Below are 18,637 nucleotides of genomic sequence, written 5' to 3' on the forward strand. Positions count from 1 at the left end.
ATCAGGCGACGCGGCGTTCGCCTTCGCACAGCCACTGGCGAGCACGGCGCTGGGCTTCGGAGATTTCGCGGGCGGTCATTTCGTCCGAAATGTCGGCGCGGCACCAGGCAGCTTCCTCGTGACCCTTGGATGCGGCGATGTTGAACCACTTGTGCGCCTCGATCATGTCGCAGGCCACGCCGTGGCTGCCGGTCGAGAAAGCAACGCCCAGGTCGTAGAGCGCGTCGATGCTGCCCTTGGCAAAGGCACCCAGATATTCCGCGATGGTCGCTTCGCCTTCACCGGTCTGGTCGATGCGGCCGGCGCCCCCTTCGATGCTCGTCAGTACGGTCATTTCGAACTTCCCCCATTGGCCCGGCCCCCCGCCGGGTGAGGACAGTCCTCGCCTGTTATGGTCAATAAAAGGTTAACGCGGTTTTCGTTACCCCGCGGGGGATGCGGTCCATTTGCCACAGGTCGGTGAAAGGATTGGGATTGCGCCTTGTGCCGGAAAGTCGTGCGACCTATAGGCCGCGCCATCGAACAGGCGGCGAGGTACCGGAAAGATCCGGACCAGCAGGGCGACGCGGCATCCGTTCCGATGGGTAGAAGGATTACGAGGTCAATGGCCACTTCGGCTTCGAGTGTTTCCGACAAGCTCGCCAAGGCAAAGGCGGCTGTCGCTCCGGACTATGTTCCGTCCGACGACGAAGAATACATGAGCGACCAGCAGCTCGATTACTTCCGCATGCTCCTGCTCGACTGGAAGAAATCGATCCACGACGCGGCCGGGCTCACTCTCCAGCATTTGCAGGACGGCCCGATCCGCGAACCCGATCTCAACGACCGCGCATCGTCGGAAACCGACTGGGGCATCGAACTGCGCACCCGCGACCGCCAGCGCAAGCTCATCGCCAAGATCGACGCTGCGCTGCGCCGTATCGACCAAGGCGAATACGGCTATTGCGAGGTTACCGGCGATCCGATCGGCCTGCGCCGTCTTATCGCTCGACCGGTCGCCACCATGACAGTCGAGGCGCAGACCGCGCACGAACGCAAGGAAAAGATCTCGCGCGACGATTGATTTCCCTAGGAAATCTTGCTGCGCGGGTAACCATTTCTTCATCGGTAAATCGCTAGTTTCGGCGGCAGCGCACCCGGTTTTCGGGTCGGCGCGCGAAGCTGCTCGGAGCCCACTCCCTTGTCGATGATAGACACGCGAAACCTGAACCGTGACAGTCTCTTCCTGACTGCAACGCTGCACGCCGGTCCGACTGGCGAGGCGGTCAGGGTCAAGGTGCGCAATTTGTCGGACGGCGGCATGATGGCGGAAGGGCTGCTGGCCCTCTCGCGCGGGGACCGGGTCACGGTGGAACTGCGCAATACCAAGCCGGTTCGCGGCGTCGTCGCGTGGACTCAGGGCAGCCGCTTCGGCATCGCCTTCGAGGAAGAGATCGACGCCAAGGCCGCCCGTGCGGTGATGGCCGTCTCGGAAAGTGCCGCTCCGCGCCATACGCGGCCGATCGGCTTCTACCAGCGCGACCCTTCGCAGCTTCGCAAGATCTGATTGCCTTGCACGACGGCGGTGCGCTGCTAACCCAGCGCAATGCGCCGCGTCGTTCTTACCCTTGCCGTGCTGGTCCTTGCCGCCTGTTCGGGGCGCGAGGATGACGGTGTGCTTGATGTCGCTTTCATCGGGCAACCCGAGGATGCCTTCGAGCAAGGGCTGCGCATCGGTCCGGCCGCCCAGCTGGTGCGCGCGTCGACACAGCAGGGCCTCGTCCGGCTGAATGCCGCCGGCGAGGTCGTTCCCGGCATCGCCGAACGCTGGATCGTCACCGATGACGGCGAAAGCTACATCTTCCGGATCACCGAATTCGACCTGCCGAATGGCGAGCGCCTGACAGCAACCATGGTGCGCGATTCGCTGCGGCGCACGATCGCGCGGCTGGATGGCACCAGTCTCGGCCTCGACTTGCAAAAAGTCGCAGAGATCAGGGCCATGACGGGACGCGTGGTCGAAATCCGCCTGAAGAGCCCCATGCCCGGGCTGTTGCAGGTCCTGGCCCAGCCGGAGCTCGGCGTCTCGGCAGAGGCGGCCCGCACCGGCCCGATGAGCGCGGCGCGCGACGGCGATGCCTGGCTGCTCGAAGCGATGGCGCCCGAATTGCGCGGCCAGCCATCGCAGCCCGAGTGGGGCGAAGGCATGCGCGCCATCCGCTTCCAGACCGTGCCTGCCGAACAGGCGGCACAAGGCTTCCAGCAGAACCGCTACGACCTCATCCTCGGCGGGCGGATACAGGACCTCCCGCGCGCCTCCACAAGCACGTTTTCGCGCGCGACCGTGAGGCTCGATTCGGCCATCGGCCTGTTCGGCCTCGACGTCAGGCAGCAGCGCGGCTTCCTTGCAGATGCAGCGAACCGGGAAGCGATTGCCCTGGCCATCGACCGCAATGCCATCGCCAGCGCACTGGGCATCGGCGGCTGGAGCGCTTCTGCCCGGATCGTCCCGTCGGACCTGCCGGGCATCGCACCTTCGCCGGAGCGCTGGGAAGGCTTGTCGCTCGACCAGCGCAGGGCGCGCGCGGCGCAGCGGGCGGCCGGGTGGCGCGCCTCGAACGGCAGCGCGCCGAGTGTCTCCCTTGCACTGCCCGAAGGGCCCGGTTCGGACCTGCTCTTTGCCAGCCTCGCCAAGGACCTCTCTGCAGTCGGAATCGTGCTTGAACGCGCCGCATCGGAAGTTCGGGCCGACATGGTCCTGCGCGACCGTGTTGCGCGCTATGCGGGGCCGCGCTGGTTCCTCAACCAGTTCAATTGCAGCATTTCGCCGCGTATCTGCTCCGAAGATGTGGACTTCCTTGTCTCGCTCTCCACCGATGCCGCCAATGCCGAGGAAGAGGCCTCCTACCTGCTCGAGGCCGAGAGCACGCTGGCGGCGACAAACCTCTACATCCCCCTCGGCGCACCGATCCGCTGGACCCAGACACGCTCTGAAGTCGAAGGCTTTTCGGAGAACCCCTGGGGCTTCCATCCCTTGTTCCCGCTGACCCTCGCGCCCATCTAAAGGGCATGGACGACAATCGCCTGACCCCGATCGATATCTACACCGGTCGCGAGGAGCCCCGTGCTGACCGCGCTTCTGCGCAGGCATTCGGCATCGAACTGCCCATGGGTAACGACCCCCAATCCATCCGCCGCCGGGTGGAAGCGCTGGAGATGATCCTCGAGCGCAGCATGGTCATCCCGGGCACGAACTACCGGATCGGTCTCGATACGATCATCGGCCTCGTGCCCGTACTGGGCGATATCATTACCGCGGCCATGGGCAGCTATATCGTATGGGAAGCGCGCAATCTGGGCATTCCCAAGTGGAAGCTGTGGCACATGATGGGCCGCATTGGCTTCGACACCGCAGTAGGCGCCGTGCCGCTGCTGGGCGATGCTTTCGACGTGCTTTACCGGTCAAACACGAAGAACGTGAAGACGATCAAGAAGCATCTCGACCGTCACCACCCCGAGACGCGCGTCATCGACCAGTAGTTTTGCCTGCGTCGGGGTCGCGGCCATTGCGCGGCGGTTCCTGCGGCCATAAGGCTGCGCGCATGACGCAGGACGTGACCTATTCCTCCTATCTCGATCTCGACCGCATTCTGGCGGCGCAGCACCCCTCGTCGGATGCGCATGACGAGATGCTCTTCATCATCGTCCACCAGGCGAGCGAACTGTGGCTCAAGCTGTGCCTGCACGAACTGTTCGCCGCGCGCGACTGCATCCGCGAGGACCGGCTGCGCCCATCCTTCAAGATGCTCGCCCGCGTCGCCCGCGCACAGGGACAGCTGATCCAGAGCTGGGACGTGCTGAGCACGATGACCCCGCACGATTATTCGACGATCCGGCCGCACCTCGGTTCGTCCAGCGGGTTTCAGAGCGCGCAGTACCGGATGATGGAATTCCTCCTTGGCGGCCGGAAGCCGGCGATGGTGAAGATGCACGAGGCCACGCCTGAGGTGGCGGGGCAGCTGCGCGCCGAGCTTGGCCGCAAGAGCATTTACGCCGAGACGGTCGCCCTGCTCGCGCGGCGCGGCTTCGCCATTCCTGCCGAGGTCCTGGACCGCGATGTCGGGGAGCCGTGGGCGCATTCGCCCGAGGTCGAGGCGGCATGGGCCGAAATCTACCGCGATCCCAAGGCACATTGGGACCTTTACGAGCTGGCGGAGAAGCTGGTCGACCTCGAGTATCACTTCCAGCGGTGGCGCTTCGGCCATTTGAAGACGGTGGAACGGATCATCGGCTTCAAGACCGGCACCGGCGGCACGCCCGGCGTGCCCTACCTCGCGGGCGTCCTGCAGCAGGCCTTCTTCCCCGAGCTGCTGAGCGTGAGGACCGCGATATGAGTTTCTGGCGCAGCTCGCGGCAGATATGGGATATCAGCCAGGTGCTGCGCCCCGGACTGCCCGTCTGGCCGGGCGATACCGCCTTCGAATTCGAGCGGACGTGGCGGATGGAGGACGGCTCGCCCGTCAATGTCGGCCGGATGGTGATGAGTACGCATTCGGGCACCCATGCCGACGCGCCGCTGCACTATGATGCTGCCGGATTGGACGCAGCCGGAATGGAACTCGATCCCTTCATCGGTGAATGTCTGGTGGTGGATGCACGCGGCGTTTCCGGCGAGATCGACGTCGCCGACCTGCCGCACCTCGGCAGCGCCGACCGCGTGTTGTTCCGCACCTGGGACGCCTTCCCGCATGACGAATGGCGCAGCGACTGGAAGCCCATCGCCGCAGAGACGATCGAGTGGCTTGCGCTGCAGGGTGTGAAGCTGGTCGGAACCGACGCACCCAGCGTTGATCCGCAGGATTCCAAGACCATGGATGCACACAAGGCCGTGGCGAGAAACGACATGCGCATCCTCGAAGGTCTCGTGCTCGATGATGTCGCGGAGGGCCGCTACGAACTCATCGCCCTGCCGCTCAAGGTGGGCGGCGGCGATGCCGGGCTCACCCGCGCGATCCTGCGGGAACTGCCCGATGCTTGAGCGCGCACGCAGCCTCGACGCGGCGGACCCGCTGGCAAGTTTCCGCGTCCGTTTCGACGTGCCCGAGGGCGTCATCTACCTCGACGGCAATTCCCTCGGTTGCCTGCCCAAGGCCACGCCGGCGCGTCTCGAACAGGTCGTCCGGGGCGAGTGGGGCAAGGATCTCATCCGCAGCTGGAACAGCGTCGACTGGATTCACTTGCCGCAGCGCGTCGGGGCCAAGATCGCTCCGCTCATCGGCGCGCAGCCGCACGAAGTCATCGCCTGCGACAGCGTCTCGGTGAACCTCTACAAGCTCATCTCCGCTGCGCTTGCGATGCGGTCGGGCCGCAAAATCGTGCTGAGCGAGCCAGGCAATTTCCCGACCGACGTCTACATGATCGAAGGCCTCGAAAAGCAGGGGTTGGCGCAGCGTAGGCTGGTCGCCCGCGAGGAATTGGCAGAGGCGTTGGATGATGATGTCGCGCTGCTCCTCCTCACCCACGCGCACTACAAGACGGGCGAGCTTTTCGACATGGTGGCACTCACCCGCGCGGCGCATGAGGCGGGCGCGCTGGTGCTGTGGGACCTGTCGCATTCGGGCGGCGCGCTTCCGGTGGACCTCGAGGCCTGCCGAGCCGATTTCGCGGTCGGCTGCGGATACAAGTACCTGAATGGTGGCCCGGGAGCACCGGCCTACGCCTTCGTCGCTCAGCGCCATCACGATGCCATTGCGCAGCCGCTTAGCGGCTGGATGGGACATGCCAGGCCGTTCGAGTTCAGTGACAACTACACGCCGGCTCCGGGCGTCGATCGCCTGCTGTGCGGTACGCCCGGCATCCTTGGCCTCGCAGCGCTGGAAGTGGGCATCGACCTCATCGCCGAAATCGGGGTGGAGCGGCTTTTTGCCAAGTCGCAAAGGCTGTCGGAATTCTTCCGCCAATGCCTTTCCGAAGCGGGTGTCGAGCTTGACCTCGTCAGCCCTGCAGATCCCGCTCACCGCGGCAGCCAGCTCTCGTTCCGCCATGACGACGCCTACGCTATCTGCCAGGCGCTGATCGCGCGCGGCGTGATCGGCGACTTCCGCGACCCCGATATCCTGCGTTTCGGGTTCGCGCCTGCCTATTTGCGTTTCGAAGACATGGCCGAGGCCGTACGGCACCTCGCCGAGGTGCTCGAGACCGGCGAGTGGCAGCGCAGCGAGTTTCGCGAGCGAGCAGCCGTCACCTGACAGGCTTGGCCGTGTGTGCCTACTCCGGCCGCTTGCCGAGGCTGGCGCGGTATTCCTCAATCGTCATGGCTTCTTCGTAACCCTCGTCGCCGGGGGAGACGCAATCGCCGGTCACGACGACATTGCCGAACATCCCGCCCTGCGATTCCGCAGTGGGAGAAGCGATCCGCGTGTTCGGTCCGTTGGACTCGCACAGATCGGCCAGCTTGTTGCCTGCTTGGTCGATCGCCGTCGAAACGCAACCGCCCAGTGCTGCCACCAGCGGCAGGAGGAAGGCGACGCCAGTAATTTTCATGATTGATTAGTTCCTTACGCCAAGATCAGCGCCAGTTCTTCAATAATTGTGATGATATTTTCGGACAAGCTTTTAATCGCGTCCATACACTTGCGGTGACTGCCGCCGCAATGCTTGATCAAGACCCGAACTAGAGGGCGCGGCGCATCAGGATATCGCGCTGCACGTCGTCCCCGATCGTGAATTCGTGTTCGCCGAAAGCCGTGAAGCCCTGCCGCGAATAGAACTCGATCGCCTTGGGATTTTCTTCCCACACCCCGAGCCATACGGCATCGGCCGCCATGGCCTGGGCCTGACCTATGGCATGCTGGAAGAGCGCCTTGCCGACGCCGGTCCCCTGCATTGCCTCGTCGACGTAGATGCGCTCGATCTCAAGCGTCCGACCTTCGACTGCCTCGGTTTGGGCATCCCCGGTGTTGGTCTTGAGGTATCCGCCAATCTCCTCCCCGATCCGTGCGAAATAGAAGTGGGATTCCGGATTTTGCAGTTCCTGCTCGAGCTGCCCATGGGAAAATGCCCGGTCGAGGTAGACGGCAAAATCGTCGGGATTGTTTCCGGCTGCGAAAGTCTGCTCGAAGGTCCGGCGCCCGATCGCGGCCAAGTTAGAAACCTCGTCAGGCTGGACCGGCAGGATCGAGATAGCTGTCATCAATGCGGGCTAACCGCGGCATGTTGCGGAGGTCAAGCGAATGTCCGCTCCCTCACTCTTCCAGCTCGATGTCCCAGTAGAGCCAGTCGCGCCAGGTTTCGTGGAGGTAGTTGGGCGGGAACATCTTGCCATGCTGCTGCAGCTGCCAGTGCGTCGGCCGGATCGGCTCGTTGTAAAGCTGCATGCCCGCCTGCTTCGGCGTGCGGCCACCCTTCTTCATGTTGCAGGGTGCGCAGGCGGTGGCGATGTTTTCCCATGTCGTCTTGCCGCCCAGCCGGCGCGGAATGACATGGTCGAAGGTGAGATGGTTCATGTCCCCGCAGAACTGGCAGGAAAACCGGTCACGCAGAAACAGGTTGAAGCGGGTGAAGGCGGGAAATTCGCTCGGCTTCACATATTGCTTCAGCGCGATCACGCTGGGAATCTTCATGTCGAGATTGGGGGAGTGGACCTCGCGGTCGTAGGTGGCGATGACGTCCACCCGGTCGAGGAAGATGGCCTTGATCGCGGTTTGCCATGGCCAGAGGCTGAGCGGGTAATAGGAAAGCGGGGTGTAATCGGCGTTCAGGACGAGTGACGGACACGACTGCAGATTGCGCGTCGGATCCCCGTCCGTACTTCGGAACCTGGCGGCCCGTTCAAGCAGTTCGGCCCTGAACACTTCGGCGTTCCTCCCCGATGGCTGTGAGAATGCACTTGCACAGATACGGGTCAAGACTGTTACAGACAGGCTTTCCACAGGCTTATCCAGCGAGTCCGGTCATTTGGTAGTCACGCGCTTCGCCCCAAGTCCCAATGGTTCGCTCCACCTGGGACACGCCTATTCGGCGGTGGTGGCACACGACATTGCCAGGGAACGTGGCGGGAAATTCCTCCTGCGGATCGAGGATATCGACGGAGTGCGCTCGCTCCCCGAAAAGCCCGACGAATTCCGCGAAGACCTCGCCTGGCTCGGGCTGGAGTGGGAGGAAGTGCCCGCCCAGTCCACCCGCCTCGCCAATTACGAAGAGGTGGCGCAGTTCCTCCTCCACGAAGGGCTGCTGTATCCGTGCACCTGCACGCGCGCCGAAATCGCCGCCCTCGAACCGCGCCTGGGGCCGGAAGGGGCCATCTATCCCGGCACCTGCAAGGGGCAGAACTTCGATCCCGAAAAGCCCGTCTCGCTGCGGCTGGACGTCGACAAGGCGCTGGCGCGGGTGGGCGAGGTCATCTGGGAAGACGAGACCAATGGCGTGATGGTCGCGGATCCGCGGGTCTTCGGCGATGTCGTGCTTGTCCGGAAGGATGCGCCGGCCAGCTACCATCTTGCCGCCACGCTGGACGATGCCGCAGACGGCGTGACGCTGGTGACGCGCGGGCAGGACCTTTTCGCCATGACGCATATCCACCGCGTCCTGCAGGAATTGCTGGGGCTGCCGGTGCCCGAATACCATCACCATCCCATCCTGCTGGACGAGACCGGGCAGAAACTCGCCAAGCGCCGCAACTCGCCCAGCCTCGCCCAGCGGCGCAAGGACGGCGAAGACGGACGGGAACTTGCCGCCCGCCTGCGCGCTGGAGAGTTTCCGGCTGGAATTTCCCTCGCCAATGCCTAGGTTGTGCCCATGAACACCTTCTTCGTTATCCTGCTCATCGCGGCCATGGTCATGGTCGTCGTTTCGCTCGTTCGCGGCGTGGTCGCTTTCCTGCAAAGCACCAAGATCGACCTCGAGAGCGGCGAGCAGGTCGATGCGACCGAAATGCAGCTCAAACAGAACCGTGCCATGATGGCGCGTGTGAAGTGGCAGGCGGTGGCGATCATCATCATCGCGATCATGCTCGCAGTCGCCAGCTAGGCGGGCTGCGGGGGTGGTAAAGCTCAACAAAATCTATACCCGCACGGGCGACGACGGGACCACCGGCCTCGTCGACGGTTCGCGCCTTGCCAAACACGCTCCGCGCATGGAAGCGATCGGCGCGGTGGACGAGGCGAATTCCGCCCTCGGCGTTGCGGCTGTCGTGCTGGCGGGCAGCGCGCCGGGCGATACGCTCTACCGCATCCAGAACGACCTGTTCGACCTCGGTGCCGACCTTGCCACGCCTGCGGGCGAGGGCGAGGATTTCGCGCCGTCCGAAATGGTCCTGCGCGTGGTTGCCAGCCAGGTCGCTTGGCTCGAACAGGCCATCGACGAGGCGAACGAACAGCTTGAGCCGCTGACCAGCTTCGTACTTCCGGGCGGAAGCGAAGCCGCGGCGCGCCTCCATGTCGCACGCGCATCCGCCCGCCGCGCCGAGCGGGCGATGACGGCCATGGCTGCGGCAGAGCCGGTCAACCCGCAGGCGCTCGCCTATATCAACCGCCTGTCGGACTATCTCTTCGTCCTCGCCCGGCTGGCCAATGACGGCGGCAGGGCGGACGTGAAGTGGATTCCGGGCCAAAACCGTTAACTGGCCGCTAGCCAGCCCCCTCCACCTTCGCTAGACCGCGCGCTTTGCTGCACGTGCGAAGGAATTTCCAAGTGACCAAGACAATCGCGATCATCGGTGCGGGCCAGATGGGCTCGGGCATCGCGCAGACCATTGCGCAGCACGGCATGCAGGTGCTGCTGGCCGATGTCAGCCTCGAAGTCGCGGCGAAAGCGCACGCAGGCATCGACAAGGCGCTCGGCAAGCTGGTCGGCCGCGGCAAGATCGAGATCGCCGATGCCGAGGCGGCGCTGTCGCGCATCACGCCGGTGGGCGACTATGCCCGCATGGACGAAGCCGAGATGATCATCGAGGCGGCGACCGAGAAGGAAGAAATCAAGAAGGCCATCTTCGAAAAGGCGGGCGAGAAGCTGGGCGCCGGTGCGATCATGGCGTCGAACACCAGTTCCATCCCGATCACGCGCATGGCGAATTACTCGCCCGATCCGGCGCGGTTCATCGGCCTGCACTTCTTCAACCCGGTTCCGGTGATGGGCCTGATCGAGGTCATTCCCGGCCTTGCCACCAGCGAGGAAACGACCGCGCGCACCAAGGCCTTTGCCGAGGCGCTGGGCAAGGAAGTCGTGTTGTCGCAGGACGAGCCGGGCTTCGTCGTCAACCGCATCCTGCTGCCGATGATCAACGAGGCGATCTTCGTCCTCGGCCAGTCTACCGCCGGTATCGAGGACATCGACAAGGGCTGCCGCCTCGGTCTCAACCACCCGATGGGCCCGCTCCAGCTAGCCGATTTCGTCGGGCTCGACACCTGCCTCGACATCCTGATGGTGCTGTATCGGACCACGCGTGACAGCAAGTACCGTCCGGCGCCGCTGCTGGTGAAATATGTCGAGGCCGGCTGGCTCGGCCGCAAGACCGGTCGCGGCTTCTACGACTACTCGGGCGAGGTCCCGACCCCCACACGCTAGGAACCGCGCAGGCCGCCTGCCCGTTGGTCATGCAAAGGAGATTTTGCATGACCGACACCAAGGTAGAGAGCCAGGAAATGCGCCAGTCGGGCCTCGCGCCCGAGACGCATAATGACGAGCAGGACGATCACCGCTCGCAGGCGCAGGAAGTGGCCGAGCAGGCCCGATCGCTGACCTCTGAAACGCATTCGCCGACCGAGAGCGAAAAAGGTCCCAATTCGTCGGGCCTGATGGGCGATTCCACGCAGGACACCGTCGATCACATGCGCGACATGGAAAGCTCGGGCCGGATCGACATGGGCGCCTTTCGCGGCGAACCCAACATGGACGACAATGCCGGCAAGTACGGCGAAGGCCATGATGCCGAATTCGAAGAGGACGACAGCTAGCCGCCCAGGTTCCCGTCGTTGAGGATCCAGAGGCCCGCAGTCAGCACGAGCGAGCCTGCGGCGACCGAATAGGCGAGCGCGCGGAAGTTCGGGGTCGAAATGGCCTCGAACTTGTGTGCGTCGAGCCGTTCCAGCGTGCGGCAGGCGCGTTTTTGTGCGGTGATCGCCAGCCACCCTCCGGCAAGGATGAATACCGTCGCAATGGCTTTTGCCAGCCAAGGCGGGTCGAATGCGCCGAACACGGCCTTGAAGCCCAAGCCGATCCCGATTGCGGCAAAGGATGTACGTATCCAGCCCGCAAAGGTCCGTTCCATCGCCATGATGTTGCGGTCTTCGGCAAGGTCGGTGCGCAGTTCGGCCCACCGGGTGCTCTGGTCGGGTTTCTCGGGCGGATCGTCCTGGGCCATGCCCTAGAAGCGAGCGAGGAAGGCGGGCGTTCCGGATTACTGGGCAGCGATCGGGTCGGTCGAGACCAGCGGCTCGGTATCGTTGACCAGCCAGCTCTGGTCTTCCGGCATCGTTTCGGCGGGCGCGTCGAGGCTGCCGGCTTCGGAATACCAGCTGTCGAGTTCGGGCGAGACCTGCTGGCGCGGTTGCGCCTGCGCCGGGGCTGCGGCTGGTGCAGCCACTACGGGACGAGCGGTAGCTTCGGCCGACTGGTCGGCAAGGCTCTGCAACATGCCCGGGTCATCCTCGCGCCCCACCATCGCCATGACGGCGAGGAGGAACAGGCCGATCATCACGAGCTTTTTGCGCTGGGTGGTAAACAGGCTGGTTTCCATGACGCGCAACTATAGGCGCGGCGCGGTTAAGCCTTCGTTGATCCCGCTTCGGCCTTGAGTTCGTAGAGTTTTTCCAGCGCCTCGCGCGGGCTGAGCGTATCGACGTCGAGCGCTTCCAGCATAGTGCGCAAGCCGTCGTCCTTTGCTTCCGGCGCTTCGAGGCTGGCAGCGAACAGCGGCAAATCGCCAAGCCCGGCTGCTAGTCCCCCGGTTTCCGCGCGGCCCTTTTCCAGCTTGTCGAGCACCGCCTTGGCCCGCCGGATGACCGGCGCAGGTACACCCGCCAATTTGGCGACCGACAGGCCGTAGCTGCGATCCGCGGCGCCCTTTGCGAGCTCGTGCAGGAGGACAAGGTCGCCCTTCCACTCGCGCGCCCGCACGTGGTGGAGCGATAGTGCGTCGCAGGTATCGGCGAGGCGGGCCAGCTCGTGGTAGTGCGTTGCGAACAGGCAACGACATTTCAGCTGCTCGTGCACGGCCTCCACCACCGCCCAGGCCAGCGCCATGCCGTCATAAGTCGACGTGCCGCGCCCCACTTCGTCGAGGATCACGAAGCTGCGCTCGGTCGCCTGCGACAGGATGGCGGCGGTTTCCACCATCTCGACCATGAAGGTGGAGCGTCCGCGGGCGAGGTTGTCCGATGCGCCTACGCGGCTGAACAGCCGGTCGGCAAGGCCTATCCGCGCCGAGGAAGCAGGGACGAAGCTGCCCGCCTGCGCCAGCAGCAGGATCAGCGCGTTCTGGCGCAGGAAAGTCGACTTGCCGCCCATGTTCGGGCCGCCGATGAGCCACAGGCGATCGTCCGGCCCCAAGGCGCAATCATTCGCGACGAAACGCTCGCCCGCCTTGGCCAATGCGTGCTCCACGACCGGGTGACGCCCGCCGCTTACCTCGAGGCAGGGCTCGTCGAGCATCTCGGGCCGCGACCAGTCGCCTTCCACCGCCCGTTCGGCGAGCGCTGCGGACACATCGATGCGGGCAAGGGCGGCAGCGGTTGCAGCAATAGCCTCGCGCGCGGCCACGACTTCGCCGAGCAGCACTTCGAAATGCGCGTCCTCGGTGGCAAGTGCATGGCCGCCCGCTTCGGCGATACGGGTCGCTTCCTCGTGCAGGCCGACAGAATTGAACCGCACCGCGCCGGCCATGGTCTGGCGATGGGTGAAGCCGCTGTCGGCTGCCATCAGCTTGTCGCCGTGCTTGGCAGGCACTTCGATGAAATAGCCGAGCACCTTGTTGTGCTTGATCTTGAGCGAGGGCGTCCCGGTCTCTTCGCGGTATTTCGCTTCCAGCGCGGCGATGGCCTTGCGTGCATTGCCCGAAGCTTCCCGCAGCGCGTCGAGCGAATGGTCATAGCCTGCCGCAATGAAGCCGCCCTGGCTACGCTCGGTCGGCGGGGAGGGAACGAGCGCGCGGGCGAGATGATCGACCAGGGCTGCATGGCCGCCGAGGGCGCCCGTCATCCGCTGAAGCAGCGCTGGCAGGTCGGGGCTGGCGGCCAGCATGTCCCGAACACGCCGCGCTTCGGACAGGCCGTCGCGGATCTGGCCCAGATCGCGCGGGCTGCCGCGCCCCGCGACGAGGCGACCCAGCGCACGGCCGATGTCCGGCGCCTGCCGCAACACTGCGCGCAGATCGGCGCGCAGCAGGGGATCGGTGTGGAAATGCTGGACTGCTGCGAGCCGCTCCTCGATCGCGCCACGGTCGGCGAGCGGAGCGGAAAGGTCTTCGGCCAGCTGCCGCGCACCTGCCCCGGTCGAACAGCGATCGACACAGGCGATGAGCGAGCCTGCCCGTCCGCCGCCTTGCGCCTCGAGGATTTCGAGGCTGGCGCGAGTCGCTGCGTCCATGGCGAGATGCGCGCCGCTACCGCGGGCGACGGGAGGCAGGAGGAACGGCAGCGTGCCGCGGCCGACATGGTCGAGATAGGCGACCAGTCCGCCCGCAGCCGCCAACATGGGCCGCGTGAAATCGCCCAGCCCGTCAAGCGTCGCCACGCCGTGAACCGCCTTCAGCCGCGCTTCGCCTTCCTCGCTCCGGAAATCGGGACGCGGGCGGGGGATGACATCGGCAGGCGCATCATCCCAGTCTTCGGGCGCGACGATCTCGCTTGCCCCGAGCCGCGCAAGGGCCGCATCGAGCGCCTGCGGCGCGCATTCTTCCAGTTCCATCCGCCCGGTTGAGATGTCGCAGGAAGCAAGGCCCACGCCGTCACGTACCGGCGCGATGGCCACCAGCAGGTTGGCCCGGCGCGGCTCGAGCAGCGCCTCTTCGGTCAGCGTGCCGGCTGTGACGAAGCGCACGATATCGCGGGCGACCAGCACCTTCGACGTCGGCGTGCCTTCGCGCTTCGCCCGCTCCTTGGCCTCGTCGGGTGTTTCGGTCTGTTCGGCAATGGCAACGCGGCAACCCGCCTTGATCAGCCGGGCGAGATAGCCTTCCGCCGCATGCACCGGCACGCCGCACATGGGCACAGGCTCGCCCCCGTGCTCGCCGCGGCTGGTCAGCGCGATGTCGAGCACGCCCGAGGCCACTTTCGCATCCTCGAAAAACAGCTCGAAGAAGTCACCCATACGGTAGAACAGCAGCGCATTGCCGGCCTCGCGTTTCAGCGCGAGATATTGCTGCATCATCGGGGTAGGCTTGCCGGACATGGGACCGGCCTAGCGAGGGGCTTGGCGATTCGGGAGTCGGCTGGAGGCGCCTTTCCCCTATGACTTCTCGGAAAATGCCCTTAGGGCGGGGCCGGATAGAGACAAGGACGCACATGGACGACGAGAAACCGACCGCATTCACCACGCGCGAGGCGCTGTTCTACCACGAGACCATCCGTCCCGGTAAGATCGAGATCATCGCCTCGAAGCCGATGGCGAGCCAGCGCGACCTGTCGCTTGCCTATTCGCCGGGCGTCGCCGCGCCGGTGGAAGCGATTGCAGCCAATCCGCAGGATGCAGCGAAATACACCGCGCGCTCGAACCTCGTCGCGGTGATCTCGAACGGTACCGCCATCCTTGGCCTCGGCAATCTGGGCGCGCTGGCATCCAAGCCGGTGATGGAAGGTAAGGCCGTCCTGTTCAAGCGCTTCGCCGACGTCGATTCCATCGACCTCGAACTCGATACCGAAGATCCCGACAAGTTCATCGAAGCGGTCGCGCTGATGGAGCCGAGCTTCGGCGGCATCAACCTCGAAGACATCGCCGCGCCCGAATGCTTCATCATCGAGCAGGCGCTGCGCGAACGCATGAACATCCCCGTCATGCATGACGACCAGCACGGCACCGCGATCATTTCTGCGGCCGGCCTCATCAATGCCTGCCACCTGACCGGGCGCAAGCTCGAGGACGTGAAGATGGTGGTCAACGGGGCAGGGGCCTCGGCGCTCGCCTGCACCGCGCTGATCAAGTCGGTCGGCGTGCGCCACGTAAACGTGATCGTGTGCGACCGTTCCGGCCCGATCTACCCGGGCCGCGATGGCGTCGACCAGTGGAAGAGCGCGCACGCAGTCGAGACCAAGGCCCGCAGCCTCGAAGAAGCGCTCGAAGGTGCCGACGTCTTCCTCGGCCTGTCGGCAGCCGGCGCGCTGAAGCCCGAATGGGTCGCGAAGATGGCGGACAAGCCGATCATCTTCGCCATGGCAAATCCGGTGCCGGAAATCATGCCCGAGGACGCCAAGGCCGTGCGCCCCGATGCGATCATCGCTACCGGGCGCAGCGACTATCCCAACCAGGTCAACAACGTGCTGGGCTTCCCCTTCATCTTCCGCGGCGCGCTCGACGTGCAGGCGACCGCGATCAACGAGGAAATGAAGATTGCCGCTGCCCGCGCCATCGCGGAACTGGCGCGCGAACGCGTGCCCGAGGAAGTGGCCGCCGCCTACGGCGTGACTCACCAGTTCGGCGAGGAATACATCATTCCCGCGCCCTTCGATCCGCGTCTCATGGAAGTCGTCTCCAGCGCGGTCGCACAGGCTGCGATGGATTCGGGTGTGGCACAGGCCCCGATCGAGAACATGGAGGAATACCGCCACAAGCTGAAGGCGCGCCTCAACCCGACCACGGCCGCGCTGACCAATATCTACGAACTCGCCAAGGCCAATCCCAAGCGCATGGTCTTTGCCGAAGCCGAAGAGGAAGTGGCGCTGCGCGCCGCGATCCAGTTCCGCGATTTCGGCTATGGCGAACCGATCCTCGTCGGCCGCACCGAGAAGGTGCGCGAGAAGCTGGTCGAACTGGCGGTGGAGGATCCGGACGACTGGATCATCGAGAATTCGGCCGTGTCGGACAAGGTCCCGGCCATGGTCGACTATCTCTACAAGCGCATGCAGCGCCGCGGTTATACCGAGCGCGATGTGGGCCGCATGGTCAACCAGGAGCGCAACGTCTTCGCCGCCCTGCTGGTGGCGCTGGGGCATGGCGACGGAATGATTTCGGGCCTTACCCGCACCTTCGCGCAGACTGCGCGCGAGGTCGGCCGCGTGCTCGATGCAAAGCCCGGCGCAGTGCCGTTCGGCATCCATATGATGATCGGCAAGAACCAGACGACCTTCCTTGCCGATACGACCATCAACGAACGCCCGAGCGCCGAACAGCTCGCACACATCGCGCGCGAGACGGCTGCCGTCGCCCGCCGGATGGGCCATGAGCCGCGCGTCGCCTTCATGTCCTATTCCACCTTCGGCAATCCGTCGGGCCAGTGGCTGGCCAATATCCGCGATGCGGTGGCGCTGCTCGATGCCGATCCGAACGTGAACTTCGAGTACGAGGGCGAAATGGCGCCCGATGCCGCGCTCAACCCCAAGGTCATGGCGCTCTATCCCTTCAGCCGTCTGTCGGGTCCGGCCAACGTGCTGATCATGCCCGGCCTGCAATCGGCAAACCTTTCGGCCAAGCTGCTGCGCGAACTCGGCGGCGAGACTACGGTCGGCCCGATGATGATCGGAATGGAAAAGCCGGTGCAGATCGCGCCGATGACCTCGATTGCGCCCGACATCCTGACGCTGGCCGTGCTGGCGAGTGCGGGCGTGCTGGGCTGACGCCTTGATCGGCTCGCAGCGCCACCTGTTCTCGATCCCGCGCGAGGTGCACTACCTCAGCTGCGCCTATATGGCGCCGCTCTCGCACGCGGTCAGCGCGGCAATGGTGGAGGGCGCGCGGCTGAAGGAACAGCCGTGGGATTTCCGTCCGCCGGACTTCTTCCGCGTGGTCGAGGATTTCCGGTCCAGGGCGGCAGGACTGGCCGGGGTCGATGCCGATTGCATCGCCGTGGTGCCGTCCGTCAGCTATGCAATTTCCGTCGCGGCGAAGAACCTCTCGCTGGGGCCGGGCCGCAAGGTGGTGACGCTGGGCGACCAGTTTCCTTCCAACGTCTATCCCTGGCAGGAAAAGGCCAAGCACGAAGGCGGCGAGGTGATTGCCGTGCAGCGCCCGTCGCAGGATTGCTGGACCGGCGCCGTGCTCGACGCGATAGGCGAAGACACCGCCATCGTTGCCGTGCCGAACTGCCACTGGGCCGACGGGCGGGTGGTCGACCTGGTGAGGGTTGGCGAGCGGTGCCGCGAAGTCGGCGCCGCGCTGGTGCTGGACCTGACCCAGTCGCTGGGCGCGATGCCACTCGATTTCGCGGCAGTGAAGCCCGATTTCGCGGTTGCTGCCTGCTACAAGTGGCTGATGGGGCCCTATGGCATCGGGGTGCTCTACGTCGATCCGAAGCATCACGGGGGCGAACCGATCGAGCACAATTGGATCAACCGCGCAGGCTCGGAGGATTTTGCCCGGCTGGTCGATTATCGCGAGGATTTCCAGCCCGGCGCGCGGCGTTTCGACATGGGCGAGAAGTCCAATGCCCCGCTGTTGATGGGGGCGGGCGCAGCGCTCGATTTCCTGACCGGTCACGGGGTCGACGCGATTGAAGCAACTCTTGCCGCGAAGACGCAGGCGATCGCCGATGAGGCTGCGACCCTCGGATTGGGCGCGGCGCCGCTCGGCACTCGCGCGGCGCATTTCCTCGGGCTCGAATTCCCTGGCGGCCTGCCTGCGGGGCTGCCCGAGAAACTGGCCGAGGCGCAGGTGTTCGTTTCGGCACGCGGCCAGTCGCTGCGCGTCACGCCGCATCTCTACAATGACGAGGAAGATTCGGCGGCGCTGCTGGGCACGCTCCGGCAGGTTCTCGCCTAGCTTCCCGCACGGCTCGTCGAGCGGTTCTGCAAGCTGGCCGCGCGGTTAAGCCGCGCGCAAGGCGGCCTTGCGCAAAGGCCGCGCCCCAACGGGGAAAGCAGAACAAGGAATACCCAGAACATGAAGAAAATCATCGCGCTCGCCGCCATCGGTGCAGGCTTCGCAGCCGCGCCGGCCATGGCGCAGGACCAGAACGCCGCCCCCGGCGGACTGCACATCGGCGTGATCGGCGGCTACCAGGGCCTCGACGTGGACGCGGCCGACGGCAGCGCCACCGCCAGTGCCGACAGTGCCGTCTACGGCATCACGGCCGGTTACGACCTCAGCCTCGGCAGCGCCTTCGTCGGCCTCGAGGGCGAGCTATCGACCAGCGACGGTTCGACCAGCTTCCCGGACAGCTTCGGCGGTGCGCGTGAAGGTCTTGAAGCCAATGGCCAGTATTATGTCGGTGCGCGCGCCGGCTTCGCCATCACTCCGGGCATCGCGGCTTACGGCAAGGCCGGTTACACCGCGCTCGACACCAAGGCCTTCACCGAAAGCGGTTCGCTGTCGGATCTCGACGAGAACGCCGACGGCTTCCGCTACGGCGCGGGCCTGCAGTTCCAGCTGCCCGGGGCGCTGGAAGCGAAGGTCGAATATCGCCGTTCGAAGTACAACGACCTGGCCGATCTCGACCAGGGCGATGCCACGACCGACCAGCTGGTTGCAGGTATCGGTTTCCGGTTCTGACCGGGCAAACCTTCTGGCGCCCGTG

The 18,637-nt window shown here is 65.1% G+C and carries 22 protein-coding genes; 15 read left to right on the forward strand and 7 right to left on the reverse strand.

Features of this window, described 5'->3' with window-relative positions; all coding sequences use genetic code 11:
- Position 1: 1 nt before the first annotated feature.
- The gene (locus tag LCL94_RS07890) at positions 2 to 334 is read right to left on the reverse strand and encodes a sel1 repeat family protein (RefSeq protein ID WP_160608758.1); all 333 of its coding nucleotides are present in this window, start codon (positions 332 to 334) and stop codon (positions 2 to 4) included.
- 270 nt (positions 335 to 604) lie between these two features.
- On the opposite strand from LCL94_RS07890, the gene dksA reads away from it, so the two are divergent.
- From dksA to kynU, 7 genes are all read left to right on the forward strand, one after another.
- Positions 605 to 1,063, forward strand: a complete 459-nt coding sequence (dksA, locus tag LCL94_RS07895) for an RNA polymerase-binding protein DksA (RefSeq protein ID WP_160608759.1) — start codon at positions 605 to 607, stop codon at positions 1,061 to 1,063.
- 123 nt (positions 1,064 to 1,186) lie between these two features.
- The gene (locus LCL94_RS07900) at positions 1,187 to 1,546 is read left to right on the forward strand and encodes a PilZ domain-containing protein (protein ID WP_224832684.1); all 360 of its coding nucleotides are present in this window, start codon (positions 1,187 to 1,189) and stop codon (positions 1,544 to 1,546) included.
- A 39-nt stretch (positions 1,547 to 1,585) separates the two neighbouring features.
- The gene (locus tag LCL94_RS07905) at positions 1,586 to 3,043 is read left to right on the forward strand and encodes an ABC transporter substrate-binding protein (RefSeq protein WP_224831720.1); all 1,458 of its coding nucleotides are present in this window, start codon (positions 1,586 to 1,588) and stop codon (positions 3,041 to 3,043) included.
- Positions 3,044 to 3,147: 104 nt separating this feature from the next.
- Complete coding sequence (locus LCL94_RS07910; RefSeq protein WP_224832685.1) at positions 3,148 to 3,519, forward strand: DUF4112 domain-containing protein; 372 nt, start codon at positions 3,148 to 3,150, stop codon at positions 3,517 to 3,519.
- A 62-nt stretch (positions 3,520 to 3,581) separates the two neighbouring features.
- The gene (locus tag LCL94_RS07915) at positions 3,582 to 4,373 is read left to right on the forward strand and encodes a tryptophan 2,3-dioxygenase family protein (RefSeq protein WP_224831721.1); all 792 of its coding nucleotides are present in this window, start codon (positions 3,582 to 3,584) and stop codon (positions 4,371 to 4,373) included.
- Entirely contained in the window at positions 4,370 to 5,017 is a 648-nt protein-coding gene (gene kynB / locus LCL94_RS07920; RefSeq protein ID WP_224831722.1) for an arylformamidase, read from the forward strand. The genes LCL94_RS07915 and kynB overlap by 4 nt, the downstream gene beginning before the upstream one ends.
- The gene (gene kynU, locus LCL94_RS07925) at positions 5,010 to 6,227 is read left to right on the forward strand and encodes a kynureninase (protein ID WP_224831723.1); all 1,218 of its coding nucleotides are present in this window, start codon (positions 5,010 to 5,012) and stop codon (positions 6,225 to 6,227) included. The genes kynB and kynU overlap by 8 nt, the downstream gene beginning before the upstream one ends.
- Positions 6,228 to 6,246: 19 nt before the next feature.
- On the opposite strand, the gene LCL94_RS07930 is transcribed toward kynU, so the two are convergent.
- The 3 genes from LCL94_RS07930 to LCL94_RS07940 form a co-directional block, all read right to left on the reverse strand.
- A complete protein-coding gene (locus LCL94_RS07930) occupies positions 6,247 to 6,522 on the reverse strand; it encodes a hypothetical protein (protein WP_224831724.1) in 276 nt (91 codons plus the stop codon).
- A 130-nt stretch (positions 6,523 to 6,652) separates the two neighbouring features.
- On the reverse strand, positions 6,653 to 7,171 hold the full coding sequence (locus tag LCL94_RS07935; protein WP_224831725.1) for a GNAT family N-acetyltransferase: 519 nt from the start codon (positions 7,169 to 7,171) through the stop codon (positions 6,653 to 6,655).
- 52 nt (positions 7,172 to 7,223) lie between these two features.
- Complete coding sequence (locus LCL94_RS07940) at positions 7,224 to 7,832, reverse strand: HNH endonuclease (protein ID WP_160608767.1); 609 nt, start codon at positions 7,830 to 7,832, stop codon at positions 7,224 to 7,226.
- 103 nt (positions 7,833 to 7,935) lie between these two features.
- Here LCL94_RS07940 and gluQRS point away from each other — a divergent pair, with 103 nt between their 5' ends.
- The 5 genes from gluQRS to LCL94_RS07965 all read left to right on the forward strand — a co-directional run bounded on the left by gluQRS (position 7,936) and on the right by LCL94_RS07965 (position 10,931).
- Positions 7,936 to 8,766: a tRNA glutamyl-Q(34) synthetase GluQRS gene (gene gluQRS / locus LCL94_RS07945; RefSeq protein WP_224831726.1), complete on the forward strand. Its 831-nt coding sequence runs from the start codon at positions 7,936 to 7,938 to the stop codon at positions 8,764 to 8,766.
- A gap of 9 nt (positions 8,767 to 8,775) precedes the next feature.
- Complete coding sequence (locus LCL94_RS07950; RefSeq protein WP_160608769.1) at positions 8,776 to 9,006, forward strand: HIG1 domain-containing protein; 231 nt, start codon at positions 8,776 to 8,778, stop codon at positions 9,004 to 9,006.
- Between the two features lie 13 nt (positions 9,007 to 9,019).
- Positions 9,020 to 9,598 carry a cob(I)yrinic acid a,c-diamide adenosyltransferase gene (locus LCL94_RS07955; RefSeq protein ID WP_224831727.1) on the forward strand — a complete coding sequence of 193 codons (579 nt, stop codon included), beginning with the start codon at positions 9,020 to 9,022 and terminating at the stop codon, positions 9,596 to 9,598.
- Positions 9,599 to 9,669: 71 nt separating this feature from the next.
- On the forward strand, positions 9,670 to 10,542 hold the full coding sequence (locus LCL94_RS07960; protein ID WP_224831728.1) for a 3-hydroxyacyl-CoA dehydrogenase family protein: 873 nt from the start codon (positions 9,670 to 9,672) through the stop codon (positions 10,540 to 10,542).
- Positions 10,543 to 10,589: 47 nt separating this feature from the next.
- Complete coding sequence (locus LCL94_RS07965; protein WP_224831729.1) at positions 10,590 to 10,931, forward strand: hypothetical protein; 342 nt, start codon at positions 10,590 to 10,592, stop codon at positions 10,929 to 10,931.
- Here the strand turns inward: LCL94_RS07965 and LCL94_RS07970 are convergent.
- Genes LCL94_RS07970 through mutS form a run of 3 tightly spaced genes read right to left on the reverse strand, consistent with a single transcriptional unit; the run spans position 10,928 to position 14,364 of the window.
- Entirely contained in the window at positions 10,928 to 11,338 is a 411-nt protein-coding gene (locus tag LCL94_RS07970) for a YidH family protein (protein WP_224831730.1), read from the reverse strand. The two genes, LCL94_RS07965 and LCL94_RS07970, sit on opposite strands and share 4 nt — an antisense overlap.
- 36 nt (positions 11,339 to 11,374) lie before the next feature.
- Entirely contained in the window at positions 11,375 to 11,713 is a 339-nt protein-coding gene (locus LCL94_RS07975; RefSeq protein WP_224831731.1) for a hypothetical protein, read from the reverse strand.
- Positions 11,714 to 11,739: 26 nt separating this feature from the next.
- Entirely contained in the window at positions 11,740 to 14,364 is a 2,625-nt protein-coding gene (gene mutS, locus LCL94_RS07980) for a DNA mismatch repair protein MutS (protein ID WP_224831732.1), read from the reverse strand.
- Between the two features lie 113 nt (positions 14,365 to 14,477).
- Here mutS and LCL94_RS07985 point away from each other — a divergent pair, with 113 nt between their 5' ends.
- The 3 genes from LCL94_RS07985 (at position 14,478) to LCL94_RS07995 (ending at position 18,612) form a co-directional block, all read left to right on the forward strand.
- Complete coding sequence (locus LCL94_RS07985; protein WP_224831733.1) at positions 14,478 to 16,742, forward strand: NADP-dependent malic enzyme; 2,265 nt, start codon at positions 14,478 to 14,480, stop codon at positions 16,740 to 16,742.
- Positions 16,743 to 16,746: 4 nt separating this feature from the next.
- Entirely contained in the window at positions 16,747 to 17,883 is a 1,137-nt protein-coding gene (locus LCL94_RS07990; RefSeq protein WP_224831734.1) for an aminotransferase class V-fold PLP-dependent enzyme, read from the forward strand.
- 120 nt (positions 17,884 to 18,003) lie between these two features.
- Positions 18,004 to 18,612 carry an outer membrane protein gene (locus LCL94_RS07995; protein WP_224831735.1) on the forward strand — a complete coding sequence of 203 codons (609 nt, stop codon included), beginning with the start codon at positions 18,004 to 18,006 and terminating at the stop codon, positions 18,610 to 18,612.
- Positions 18,613 to 18,637 lie beyond the last annotated feature (25 nt).

The sequence above is a fragment of the Qipengyuania gaetbuli genome, assembly GCF_020171365.1.
GTDB lineage: Bacteria > Pseudomonadota > Alphaproteobacteria > Sphingomonadales > Sphingomonadaceae > Qipengyuania > Qipengyuania gaetbuli_B.